The organism is Methylocystis echinoides, assembly GCF_040687965.1.
GTDB classification, from domain to species: Bacteria; Pseudomonadota; Alphaproteobacteria; order Rhizobiales; family Beijerinckiaceae; genus Methylocystis; species Methylocystis echinoides_A.
On sequence record NZ_CP156086.1, the window covers coordinates 99,955 to 110,924 of the forward strand.

The following is a 10,970-nucleotide window of genomic DNA, read 5'->3' on the forward strand; positions in this document are numbered from 1 at the left end:
GACGCGCGGTCCGGCAAGGCGGACGCCTCGCCGTCATTCTTCGACCGCGCTCGCGCCGTTCAGAACTTCATGCCGAGTCCGGCGACGGGCCCATGAATGATCGCGTTCATGCCGCTCTGCCTGCCGTCCACCCATTTGGAAAAATCCATGCCGAGAGCCCGGTAGCCGACGAGCCCCGTGAAATGCGCGCCCTTATAGTCGACGTCGGCGCTGTAGCCGCCGTAAGCCTGCCAGCTGAATTTGCTGCCGGCGCCGAAGCCGCCAATGTCGCCGCGCATCTCGAACGCGCTTCCCGGCGCAAAAGCATGGCGCAGGCGCAGGCCGACGACCGGGTCCATCCACCAGAGCGCGCCCGTCTGGACAGTGCTCTTCAGACCAATCTGCTGGACGCCGAGCTGAGCTAAATTTGCGCCCGCGACGCCGTCGACGTCGAGCTTTACGGACATGTTGACATAGCGAAGGCCGGCGTAGGCGCCGATCGAGGTAAAGGACGCCGGCGCGTTCATCAATCTCCAGCGCGCGAGCTCATAGCCCATGCCGGCCTCGCCAATGCCGAGCGTCATTTTCATGCGTCCGCTGACGCTCGCCGAGACCGACAGATCAGCGATCGGCGAGCGCAGGGAGAGGGCGGAGCCGCCAAAGCGCATCTGCGCCCAGACAATGTCGCCGTAGGCCCAGAACGGGCCGTTCTCGGCCTCGGCGCGGCCCATGAACGCCAAGGGGAAGGACGAGCTCCGCGTGAGCGCGTCGATGAAGGTCGCGTTCGTTGCAAGCGTCTGGTTTGCAAGGGTCATCGCGCCATTGAGATTGATCGCCCAGAAATACGGCAGCAGGAGGAAATTCCACTCTCCATAACGCCCCCGCTCGACGGATTCGAATTTCGGCGCGGCGAAAAGCGGCGTCGCCGAAGAAGTCGCCTCCGGCATGGTGGAGTCGAAGCGGTAATTCAGACCCAGGCGCAGAACATGGCCGTTATAGCGCGTGTTGACGCCCGTGGCGTCCAGGACGACCACGGCGCGGGTGAGGGGGTCGTCATGATGCAGCGAGGGGTTCGACAGCCAGAGTCGACCCAGCTCATAATAAAGATATTCGAGCTTTCCCGAGAGGTTGTGGCCGAGCGCCATTTCCGCGCCGGCGCCGACCGTCCAGCCAGTGAGAATATTGAAACGGTCGCCGCGCACCGTATCGGAGAGCAGGAGTCCCGGCTGCAGATTCTGCGACACCGCGCCTGAGAGATTGGCGCCGCCATAGGCGAGGCCGCCCGTCACATAGGCCATGAGGGTCGGGGTCACGGCATAGCCGAGACGGCCGCGCGCCGTGCCCAGAAATTCGAGTTGCCGATCGAGCTTGAGACTCGTCCCGGCGTAACCGCCCGGGGCCTGGTCGACGCGGAGCTGGCCGCCGCCGCCGCGCACGCCGGCGCCTTGAATGTCGGCCTCGACGCCGGCGATCAAACGCTCGGCGAATTGCCAATTATAGCCGATCTGGCCGCCAAAGAAGAAAGCGTCGAGCCGCGCGCCGATCACGCCCGTTGCGCCCGCCGCCGAGGCGGCGCCGAACCGGGCGGCCGACGCGTCGAAGAGATTGATCGTCGAAATCGTTATCGGCTTGCTTGCCGTCCATGTGTAGCCCGCATTGAAGCCGACATAGAGTCCCGTCCAGGTGAACGCGGGCGGCGGCGCAGGAGCGGCTTTCGCCGGCAGGTCGGCGCCAAGAGCCGGCGACGCCAGCGAGAGGGAAGCGAGAAACGCCGCCCTTGTCCGAAAATCCGAATAGTTCGACATATGTCCGCGACAATTGGAGCAGCCTGTCGCGACTATAGCAGAACGTGAGCGCAGCTGAGGCGTTTCCCTGGCGGCCGCGCTCGAATTTCGCCGGACGTTGCCGGCCAGATACACCTATTTGCGCGCGCCCTCGCGCATCGCGCGCAGAAACGCCGCAAGGTTGCGAACCGAGGCGTCCTGCGGTTCGAGTTGCGAGAGGGTTTCGGCGTGTGGCGAGGCGGCGGCGTAATCGCCTCTTTCTATTTCATAGGACGCGAGCGCCATGAGAATGTCGCGGTCGAACGCATGGCGCTGGAGCGCGCGCAGCAGAACGTCGCGGGCTTTCTCTGGCGCGCCCGCGTCATGCAGCGCCACGCCGTAGACATAAGCAAAGCGCGCATCCTCCGGGGACAGGCTGACCGCCTTCTCGAGGCTCTCGAGCGCCTCCGTGAGGCGCTTTTGTCGAATGAGGCTCAGCCCCAGCGCATGCGCGAGCGGTCCGGAATCGGGGTTTAGCGCCAGGGATTTTTGCAGCGTCTCCTCCGCGCTGCGCTCATCGCCCTGCGCACGCGCCATTTCGGCGAGCGCAATGGCCGCGGGCGCGAAGGTCTTGTCGAGGGCGAGCGCCCGTTCATAGGCGTCCCGCGCCGCCTCGAGCCGGCCGCGCGCCAGATTCAACGCGGCGAGATTGGCCTGCGATTCCGGCCTTTCGGCGTTGAACGCCTGCCCCGCCTCATATTCGCCGAGCGCCTTCTCGAAAGCCATCCGATCCTTCGCCGACAACGCCGCTTCGGCGTCGCCGGCGAGCGCGCGCGCCGCCTCCATGCGCACGAGGCGGGTTTCGTCGGCGAGGAGCGGCGCGAGCGCCTCGATGCGGGTTCTCGCGTCGGCGTTGGCGACGACGGCCGCGGCCGACGACCGCACGATCGGGCTCTTGTCGGCGAGAGCGCGCCTGGCGCGTTCGATTGCGGCCGGTTGCGGAACAAGAGCGAGACGCTGCAGCGCGCTGGCGCGGGCGACGGCGGACTGGCTTTCGTCCGCGATGACGCGCAGCAGGGCGTCCGCGGCGCCGGGCGCCTGACGATCGGCAAGGTCGAACGCTTCGGCGAATGTCTGGAAGCCCGGCTTGCCGTCCATTCGCCATCGCGTCAGCGTCTCGGCGGCCCATGCCGCCGTCTTCGCGCCATGGCATTGGCTGCAGGCGTTCGGCGCGGCCAGAGTCGCCGAGCGGTCGGGACGCGGGATGCGCATCGAGTGGTCATGGCGCGCGTCGACGCCCATGTAGGTCGTCGTCGGCATGTGGCAATCGACGCATTGCGCTCCGGCCGATCCCGGCGCGTGATGGTGATGCGCCGCGCCGTCGAACGTCCCCGGGTCGTGACATTGGCCGCACAGCGCATTCCCCGCGAGCCGCGTCTTGCCGGCGTGCGGATCGTGGCAGTCCGCGCATGTCACGCCCGCCGCATACATGCGGCTCTGCAGGAAGGAGGCGAAATTATAAACCTCCTCGCGCTGCTGGCCGTCGGGATAATAAAGGCCGGCGTCGAGCGTTGCGGGACGAAAAGCGTCGTAAAAGCGCGCGGCCGCGACCGGGTCGTCGGAAAATTGCTGGCGGCGCGCGTGGCATCCGGCGCAGGCGAGCGCCTCCTTGTCGCTCGGCGGCGGACCCGAACGCGTCGCCGTCGCGCCGCCGCTCGCTTTCCAAGCGACTCCGGCGCGCTGGTCGAAACGGAAGGCGAAGCCATGATCCGTCTGCGACGCCGAGGGATGCGCCGCCCAGTCCAAATGCAGGGACGCCGGGCCGTGACAGGATTCGCAGCCGACGCCGATCTCTGAAAATGTCGTCGAAAAGATCTGCGACGCCTGATCGTAGTTCTTGCGCAGATTGGTGGCGTGACACCAGGCGCATTGGTAATTCCAGTTTTGATCCAGGCCGGTCCAATGCAGCGGGTCGCCGGGCGCGGTCCCGGCGGCGGGATAAAGATCGAACCAGCGCTGTCCGCCCCGCTCCGCCGGACGGCTGTCCCAGGCGATCGTAAAGGCTTGCAGGCGTCCGCCGGGCCCCTCGATGAGATATTGCTGAAGCGGATAGAGTCCGAAGACATATCTGACCGGGAAATCGCCCGCTTGGCCGTCCGCTCCGTCGGCGCGAATGATGAATTTGCCGTCCCTCTTGAGAAAGACCGTCGCGTTCTCGCCCTTGCGGAAGGACGAGCCGTCGAAGCGGCCCAGAACCGTCGTCTCGTCCGGCTCCTGCATGGCGGCGCGATGCTGCGAGCCTTGCCAGCTCTGATACGCGCTTGCATGACAGGAGGCGCAGGCGGCCGAGCCGACGAAGCGCGCTTCCTGTGGCTGCGCGACCGCGGCGGGGCCGAACCCGACGATAAGCGCAATCATCGCCCAGAGCCTCAGAACAAGCAGCAAGATGAAAATCCTTCCCTGCGCGACGACGCGAGGAGCCGCCGCAAAAGCCGGCCCTGTTGGCGCGAAGACGCGCAAACTTACCGCATCTCGTCCGGGAGGCCACGAAGGACGCGGAGCCGGGATCGCTTCGACGTCAACCGCTCACGGCGATTTCCACGAGGACTGATCGGTCGGGAGGTCGCGGAGCGGATCGAGCGCCACGACCCGCGCCGCGCCGTCGACGTTCCACGTCCACAGCACGAGATTGAAGCCCGGCGCCTGCGCCGAGGGCGCGCGAACGCCCGCCACATGGGCGGCGCGCAGCCGCGCCACGAGGGACCAGGTGGGCGGCTCGCGCTTTTCCACGAAGGCGATCTGTTGCCAGGGTCCGCGCAAGACCGCGTCGTCCACCCCGAGCGCGCGGCGCGTCTCAGGGTCGCCGAGGTCGACGATCCGGTCGCAGCGAACGTCGTAAGCGCAGAGTGTCCCGGGCCGGATGCCGAGATCCTGCTCATATTCGGCGACGGCCGTCGAGAACTCCTCCGACATGTAGAGAGCCGGCGTCCCGGGCGGATTGAAGCGGTCGCCGCGCAGGGCGGCGCCCGCGCCGCTCAAGGGATCATGCGCCCATTTCGGCGCCAGCATGCGCCAGTAGCGGCGTGCGACGGCGATCGTCGGCACGCGCTTTGCGGTCACGCGTAGGAGCCCTCGCGCAGCAGATCGAGATGGGCCAGGACGGCGTCGCTGTGGCCGGCCGCGACCAGCTCCTCGGCCGTTCGCCCGTCGAAGCCCGCCAGAGGCTGGTGCTTGAACCAGACGATCGCGCGACCCTGCTCGCCGCCCAGAAGCTCGGTCGCGGCCGTTATGATGCGCGCGAGGTCGCCGAGCCGCGCCTGAACGACCGGCGATTCCGGGTGCTGCGCGAGCGTGTTGCGATGGACTTTGGCGAGCCGCGCGATTTTGGCGAGGGGCACATGAAGCGCCTCGCTCACGCGCTGCGGCGAGATGAAGCCGCCGCGCCGGTCGGTCACCTGGTCGAGAAAAGCGCTGAGCATGCCGTGATCCGGGGTTGTGCGTGCTTTGGGCAATATATGCTCGAAGCACGCACAGTTTCAAGCGCGCCGCTCCGGCGGCTCCGCCGCGCTCAATTCACCTGACACGTCGTTTCATATTATGCGCAGGCGCGCGCGTCGCCTCTCTCGCAACCGCGGCGCCAGCTGTATCGACGAAGGGAACGACCGTCTTTCCCGAGCGTTACCATCCATATTCGCGCCCTCTCTCCACGGCCGAAAATTTATTGCGCGATTTCATCTATTGGAGAAATGTCATGACCAGAATCTTTGGTCCGCTGGTTATTGCGGCCTTCCTCCTCATCCTCGGCGGCGTCGCGGCTTCAGCGCAATCGTGTCGGTGGGACGGCACGGCGCCGTTCTGTGGCGGCGAATGTTCGGGCGGCGAACAGGAAATGGCGCGGCTCTCCACCTGGCCGGGGCATTGGACGCCCGTCATCGTCAATCCGGCCGTGAACCATTTCGGCAGCGCTTGCGTCACCGGGACGAAGGCCTTGTGTTGCAGGACGGGCCTGACATGCCGCTGGGACGGCACGGCGCCTTTCTGCGATGGCGAATGCCGCAGCAACGAGACCCAGTCGACGCCGCCGCCGGGCTCCAGCAGCGGCTCGTCATGTTGGACCGGCTCGAAAGTTTATTGCTGCAGCAGAGTGGGAACCACCTCGTCGCCGCTCGGCGTCGCGCCGATCATTGTGAGCGGCGCAAGGAAATGCCTCGACGTCCACGCGCCCGATCAGCATGTGAACGGCGCCAAGGTGCAGGTGTGGGATTGCAATTACGCGCTCCAGCAGACATGGCGGTTCGATGGCCAGGCGATAAAGAGCGGCGCCGGGAAATGCCTGGACGTGCACGCTCCGGACCAGTTCATGAACGGCGCCAAAGTGCAGGTGTGGGACTGCAATAATTCGATGCAGCAGACGTGGCGCATCGAAGGTCAGGCGATCAAGAGCGGCGCCGGAAAATGTCTGGACGTGCATGCGCCGGACCAATTCACCAATGGCGGGAAAGTGCAGGTGTGGGACTGTAATAATTCAACGCAGCAAACGTGGTTCGCTCCTTGAGCGGAAGCGACGGCGCATCGTCGGGACGCGATCGCGTTTTCGCCTTCACGCGCCACCGCCGTGGCGTTCACTGGAGACGCCGTGCGCGCGTCGAGCGGGCTCGACCCGCGTCACGCGCCGGCGCGGGACGTTGACGCCCCGCGCTGTCACACGCCGCCTTTGCAATTGTTTTTGCTGCAATCTCAAAAATGCGCCCAGCCCTCGTTTAGCGATCGCTTAGCGCTCCGCTTGCTTTGGCGCTTCCGTCCCTCTACGTAATTTTACGTAAGGACCGTCATGAGGCGCGCGCCGCTCTTGTGACCGCGGAGCAGCCAGGAGGCGACGTTTTGGCGAGCTACAAAAAGCATCATGCAATGGCGGCGCACCGACTGGGTCAAAGAGCCGCGCGCCGGATGGCGCTGCTGAGCGCCACCCTCCCCCGCGATCTCGTCGACGAGACCTGCCAGCGCGAGTCGGAATTCCTCGGCGTCGTCGTCAGCCTGACGGCGGATGAATTCGCGCTCCCCGGCGGCAGCGCGCGAAGCCGTTTCGAAGCGGCGGTGGGCAACGCGCTCGACAAGGAAACCGACCGAATCCTGTCGCTGATTGCGAAAGGCACGGCGTCTCCGCAGTGACATGATCGCCTAGGCGCTCGTGAACGCCTCGCGCCAGCGGGCGAGCTTCTCGTCGAACCGCATCCGCGCATGCGTCGGACTGGTCGAGGGAAGCACGGCGCTGGGCAAGGCGGCCGCCTGTTCGGGGAGAGCGGGTCTCACCAACCGCTTGAACAGCGTCTGGGCTTCCCGCCCGTTGAAACAGATGAGCCGCACGTCCCCGTGCGCCGCGAAGAAGGGCGCAAAGTCGTTTGGCGCGGGCGATCTGATATTCGCGTCGACGCTTCCGCGGCGCTCCGCTTCCGCAAGCACGTTCCAGATGGCGACGCCCCGGTCTGTCACGAGGGCGAGCCGGCGTTCGTAGGGAAGATCGGGAGAAAAGCCGATGAGCGCGCCCATGATCTTCCAGAAGCTGTTTTGCCGATGCGCGTAATATTGCCGCTGCGTCAGCGCCGCCACGCCCGGCAACGTTCCCAGCACCAAAAGCCGCGCATCGCGTCTGGCGACCAACGGCAGACCGACAGACCTGTCCATCACCGGCTTCCGCCTCTTTCGCCCCCGGACGACGATACGCCCTGTCGCCAAGCGCGGAAAGCCAGGCGCGGGAAGCGCCCGACGGAGCGGGGAGGTTCCGTCGGGTCGGCTGCCTGGCGCGCTTATTTGGCTTTCTCGAGATGTTCGAGCGCCTCCTCGGCGTGCTTCGTCGCGACGTCGGCGTGATTTTGCTTGCCGTGATCAATCGCCGCATCGAGATGCGCAACGCCCTCCTTGGTGTGCGGATTGGCTTTGGCGGCCTCCGCCGCTTTCGCATGGGTGAGGCCGGCCTGAGCGTGCGTCACCAGCACATCGGCGTGTCCGGCCTTGCCATGTGCAATGGCTTCCTTCGTGTGAGAGATCGCTTCGCCGAGGTGGTCTTGCGCGAAAGCAAGCTGCGGCGTGGTCAGCGCGCCGAGCGTCAGGGCGACGAGAAGGGATGGCGACTTGAGGCGCATGAGGACTCCTTTTTCATCATTCTTGATAGGAACAATAGACTGATATTTGCGGAAATATGGCTTATTGTCGAGGCGAAATGCGCAGCGCCAGAAAAATTGTTGACGCAATGCCTATATCAACGGTAGGAAAAAAGCGGGCGATTGCCGCCCCTTGCCTGATGGAAAGTTTCGATGCGGCTGCTGTTGTTCGTTCATCGCTGGATCGGCGTCGCGCTCGCCGTCTTCATGCTGTTGTGGTTTTCGACCGGGCTCATCATCGCCAACAGCGGCTCGGTTGCGTTGTCGCGGGCGACGCAACTTGCGCATCTGCCAAGCCTCGATCCGCAGGCGGGCTGGCTGTCGGCAAATGAGGCGATCGCGCGATCGGCCGAAAGCGGAGGGCCTTTCAACGTCGGCGCGATCGCCGAGGCGCGGCTGCGCCGGCTCGGCGACGAACCGGCGTGGATCGTCGAGAACAGGCTCGGCGAACGTCTCGCGGTCTCCGCCGCATCGGGGCGTCCCGTCAGCGTCGGGACGGCGCTCGCCGCGCGCATCGCCGGCGATTGGCTGGCCGCCGAGCGCAAGGTCGCGTCGATCGCTTATATCGACACCGTCGACGCCGTGACGGGCCTGCGCAACGCCGAAACCTTGCGGCCCTTTCACAGATTTGCAGTCGGCGACGGCGCGGGGACCGTTCTCGTCGTGTCGGCGAAAAGCGGCGAGATCCTGCAGGCGGCGACGCGCCTCGAACGCGGACTCCATTACGTCGGCGGGTGGCTGCATCTGTTTCGTCCGCTCGACCTTCTCAACGCCGGCGACTATCGCCGCGCCGCGCTGGCCTATGCCGGTTTCCTCGCCTTTGTCGGCGCGGCGACGGGGGTCGTCGTGGGCTGGCTGAAATGGAAGCCGGGCCTGTTCGGACGGCCGACCTATGCGCGGGGCCGCATGCAGCCCTACCGCGAGGCCTGGCTCAAATATCACTTCTGGGCCGGGCTCGTCGGCGGCGCCTTCGCGGCGCTTTGGGCCGGCAGCGGCTTCCTCTCGACCAATCCCGGCGAGATCTTTTCGCCCGCGGGCGCGAGCCGCGACGAACTGGTCCGCTACTACGGCGCCGGCCCGGCGGCGCCGGTCGAAAACTGGGCGTCCATTCTCGACGCCGCGCGCGACGCCGTCGAGCTGCGCGTGAGCCGGCTCGGAGAAAGCGCCGTTCTCGTCGCCTATTATCGCGACGGCGCGCGGCGTCCGCTCGCGCCGGCCAAACAGGGCGTCGCGGAGGACGACATCGTCGCGGCGGCCGCCCGTCTGAGCGGCGCGACGCCCATCGCAGGGCGCGCGTGGCTGCAGGGTTACGACAGCTATTATTCCCCGGCGCACGGACAGGGCGCGCTCGACCGCCCGCTGCCGGCGCTGCGCGTCGATCTCGCCGATCGCGGACATACGTCACTTTACGTCGATCGCGCCGACGGCCGTCTGCTGCTGAAGATCGACGACAGCCGCCGCGCCTATCGCTGGCTTTATTCCGCCGTCCACCACTGGGACTTCGGCTGGTTCGACGCGCATCCCGCGGCGCGGCGCGTGTGGATCTCGCTTTTGGCGCTCATCGGGCTGGCGCTCGCCGCGAGCGCCGTGACGCTCGCGTGGCGACGCGTCAAACGCAGCCTGCCGGCGCCGGCGAGCGAACCGGCGAAGCCGGGCGCGGCGCCCGTGGCGCCCCTGTCGTGAGACGGCGAACACATTGAACGGAGCTTGGTAACACCATGGGCGCAAGTTTCATCAAAACGATCCGACCCGCCGCGGTTGGCCTTGTTGCGGTCGGCCTCTCCACGCCGCCGGCCGTTGCGGCGCCGCTCAGCCCCGCCTGGCAGGCCTGCCGCGCGGCGGACCCCGACGCGCGCATCAAGGGCTGCACGGTGGCGCTTGCCCACGCCGAGAAGGAGCCGAAGCAGAATCGTCTCGCCGCCTATGTGAACCGCGCCGGCGCCTATCAGGCGAAGGGCGATCACGCCCATGCGATCGAGGATTACGCCAAAGCGCTCGAAGTCGATCCGTCGTCGGCCGTGACGCTGACCGCGCGCGGCGCCGCCTATCAGGCGAAGGGCGATCTCGACGCGGCGCTCGCCGATTACAATCAGGCCGTCCTCAAGGACAGGAAAAGCGCCGCCGCTTTGCTGGCGCGCGCCTCGGCGTGGCGCGCGAAGGGCGAGCCGGACAAGGCGCTCGCCGACATCGAGGCCGCGGCGGCGCTCGACAAGAAGACCGCGGCGCCGCTCCTGGCGCGCGCGCATCACCATCAATCCAGGGGCGATCACGACCGCGCCGTCGCGGATTATTCGGAGGCGCTGAAGCGCGATCCGCGTGCGGCGGCGGCGCTCGTCGGACGCGGCGCGAGCTATTACGCCAAAGCGGATTACGACAAGGCGCTCGCCGATCTCGACGCCGCCGTGAAAGCCGATCCCCAGAACGCCGCTGCGCTGATCAACCGCGCCAACGCCTGGCGCGGCAAAAAGGACTATGCGAAGGCGAAAGCCGATTACGAAGCGGCGCTCGCGTCGAAGCCAGATCTCGCGGCGGCCCGGAAGGGACTGGACGACGTGACGAAGCTGCTGGCGCAAAAGACCGCGGCTGGAGCGGCGTCGGGCGTCGAGCGTCCCTGAACGCCGGGGCTTCGCCGTCCCCGCGCTAGCGGGCCGGGGACGGCTTCTCCTCGACATATTTGCCGTCGACCCAGAGGCCGGCCTTGAGAACCTTGCCGCTCTTGTCGGTCAGGACGCCTGGACCATTCGGTCTGTCGTTCTTGAACGCGCCCGTCCACTTCGACCCGTTCGGGCTCGTGTAGACGCCGGGGCCGTCGCGGCGATCATATTTGAAGCCGCCTCGATATGTCTGGCCGTCCGGATAGGTCATCGTCCCCTCGCCGTGTCGCTTGTCGTCCTTGAAGGCGCCGACATATTTCGACCAGTCGTCGTAAGTGTAGGCGCCGCGGCAGTCGGTCCAGACGACCTTGCGGCTCGTCGGGCAGGGCGGGAGATCGGCCTGCGCGCCGGCGGCCTGCGGCGCGAGGGCGAAGAGGGCGATCGAAAGCCATTTCGTCTTCGACATGCGATGCATT

At 66.6% G+C, this 10,970-nt stretch carries 11 protein-coding genes; 4 read left to right on the plus strand and 7 right to left on the minus strand.

All coding sequences use genetic code 11. The annotated features are described in order from the left end of the window. Positions 1 to 59: 59 nt before the first annotated feature. From RVU70_RS20600 to RVU70_RS20615, 4 genes are all read right to left on the minus strand, one after another. Positions 60 to 1,784: an outer membrane beta-barrel protein gene (locus tag RVU70_RS20600; protein ID WP_363351966.1), complete on the minus strand. Its 1,725-nt coding sequence runs from the start codon at positions 1,782 to 1,784 to the stop codon at positions 60 to 62. Between the two features lie 114 nt (positions 1,785 to 1,898). Beyond that, entirely contained in the window at positions 1,899 to 4,187 is a 2,289-nt protein-coding gene (locus RVU70_RS20605) for a tetratricopeptide repeat protein (protein WP_363351968.1), read from the minus strand. A 141-nt stretch (positions 4,188 to 4,328) separates the two neighbouring features. Then, entirely contained in the window at positions 4,329 to 4,862 is a 534-nt protein-coding gene (locus RVU70_RS20610) for an RES domain-containing protein (RefSeq protein ID WP_363351970.1), read from the minus strand. After that, positions 4,859 to 5,221, minus strand: coding sequence for a DUF2384 domain-containing protein (locus tag RVU70_RS20615; protein WP_363351972.1), 363 nt, complete (start codon positions 5,219 to 5,221; stop codon positions 4,859 to 4,861). The genes RVU70_RS20610 and RVU70_RS20615 overlap by 4 nt, the downstream gene beginning before the upstream one ends. Before the next feature lie 272 nt (positions 5,222 to 5,493). Between RVU70_RS20615 and RVU70_RS20620 the strand changes: the two genes are divergently transcribed. Next, on the plus strand, positions 5,494 to 6,297 hold the full coding sequence (locus tag RVU70_RS20620) for an RICIN domain-containing protein (RefSeq protein WP_363351974.1): 804 nt from the start codon (positions 5,494 to 5,496) through the stop codon (positions 6,295 to 6,297). Positions 6,298 to 6,623: 326 nt separating this feature from the next. Further along, positions 6,624 to 6,911 carry a hypothetical protein gene (locus RVU70_RS20625; RefSeq protein ID WP_363351976.1) on the plus strand — a complete coding sequence of 96 codons (288 nt, stop codon included), beginning with the start codon at positions 6,624 to 6,626 and terminating at the stop codon, positions 6,909 to 6,911. A gap of 9 nt (positions 6,912 to 6,920) precedes the next feature. Here RVU70_RS20625 and RVU70_RS20630 read toward each other — a convergent pair whose 3' ends face one another. Then, positions 6,921 to 7,424, minus strand: a complete 504-nt coding sequence (locus tag RVU70_RS20630; protein ID WP_363351978.1) for a DNA-deoxyinosine glycosylase — start codon at positions 7,422 to 7,424, stop codon at positions 6,921 to 6,923. Between the two features lie 122 nt (positions 7,425 to 7,546). After that, entirely contained in the window at positions 7,547 to 7,882 is a 336-nt protein-coding gene (gene smbP / locus RVU70_RS20635) for a small metal-binding protein SmbP (protein WP_363351980.1), read from the minus strand. 171 nt (positions 7,883 to 8,053) lie between these two features. Between smbP and RVU70_RS20640 the strand changes: the two genes are divergently transcribed. Then, on the plus strand, positions 8,054 to 9,583 hold the full coding sequence (locus RVU70_RS20640; RefSeq protein ID WP_363351982.1) for a PepSY domain-containing protein: 1,530 nt from the start codon (positions 8,054 to 8,056) through the stop codon (positions 9,581 to 9,583). A 35-nt stretch (positions 9,584 to 9,618) separates the two neighbouring features. Next, complete coding sequence (locus RVU70_RS20645; protein ID WP_363351984.1) at positions 9,619 to 10,515, plus strand: tetratricopeptide repeat protein; 897 nt, start codon at positions 9,619 to 9,621, stop codon at positions 10,513 to 10,515. 25 nt (positions 10,516 to 10,540) lie between these two features. Here RVU70_RS20645 and RVU70_RS20650 read toward each other — a convergent pair whose 3' ends face one another. After that, on the minus strand, positions 10,541 to 10,960 hold the full coding sequence (locus tag RVU70_RS20650; protein WP_363351987.1) for a hypothetical protein: 420 nt from the start codon (positions 10,958 to 10,960) through the stop codon (positions 10,541 to 10,543). Between the last annotated feature and the right edge of the window lie 10 nt (positions 10,961 to 10,970).

Excerpts from the sequence above, each read along its gene's own strand:
- RVU70_RS20600 (WP_363351966.1), bottom strand. The coding sequence starts at position 1,784 with ATGTCGAACTATTCGGATTTTCGGACAAGGGCGGCGTTTCTCGCTTCC.
- RVU70_RS20615 (WP_363351972.1), bottom strand. The coding sequence starts at position 5,221 with ATGCTCAGCGCTTTTCTCGACCAGGTGACCGACCGGCGCGGCGGCTTC.
- RVU70_RS20620 (WP_363351974.1), top strand. The coding sequence starts at position 5,494 with ATGACCAGAATCTTTGGTCCGCTGGTTATTGCGGCCTTCCTCCTCATC.
- RVU70_RS20630 (WP_363351978.1), bottom strand. The coding sequence starts at position 7,424 with ATGGACAGGTCTGTCGGTCTGCCGTTGGTCGCCAGACGCGATGCGCGG.
- smbP (WP_363351980.1), bottom strand. The coding sequence starts at position 7,882 with ATGCGCCTCAAGTCGCCATCCCTTCTCGTCGCCCTGACGCTCGGCGCG.
- RVU70_RS20640 (WP_363351982.1), top strand. The coding sequence starts at position 8,054 with ATGCGGCTGCTGTTGTTCGTTCATCGCTGGATCGGCGTCGCGCTCGCC.
- RVU70_RS20645 (WP_363351984.1), top strand. The coding sequence starts at position 9,619 with ATGGGCGCAAGTTTCATCAAAACGATCCGACCCGCCGCGGTTGGCCTT.
- RVU70_RS20650 (WP_363351987.1), bottom strand. The coding sequence starts at position 10,960 with ATGTCGAAGACGAAATGGCTTTCGATCGCCCTCTTCGCCCTCGCGCCG.